Source organism: Cellulomonas sp. GbtcB1, from assembly GCF_019091725.1.
Lineage (GTDB): Bacteria > Actinomycetota > Actinomycetes > Actinomycetales > Cellulomonadaceae > Cellulomonas.
In genome coordinates this window covers 1-284 of sequence record NZ_JAGXJG010000210.1, presented here as the reverse complement: position 1 = coordinate 284, position 284 = coordinate 1, and the positions used below count along the sequence as shown (strand labels likewise).

1 pseudogene is annotated in these 284 nt (G+C 72.9%); it reads right to left on the bottom strand.

Annotated elements, in window-relative coordinates:
- A pseudogene (locus KVT14_RS22800) lies at nt 1–284 on the bottom strand (ABC transporter ATP-binding protein); the annotation flags it as partial.

The following is a 284-nucleotide window of genomic DNA, read 5'->3' as shown; positions in this document are numbered from 1 at the left end:
TGCGCGGCTCCGCGACCACCTCCAGCCGCTCCATCTGCCGCTCGGTCTGCCGGGCCTTGGCCGCCTGCTTCTCCGAGGCGTCCGAGCGGAATTTCCCGCCGATCTTGTCGTTGTCGGACGCCTTGCGCCGGGCGTTCTTCACGCCCTTGTCCATCCACGCGCGCTGCATCCGGGCGGGGGCGGACAGCGCGTCGCGGCGGGCGGCGTAGTCCTAGTAGGCCTCGCGGGCCTGGCGCCGCGCCGTGGACCGCTCCTCCAGGTAGGCGTCGTACGAGCCGCCGTAC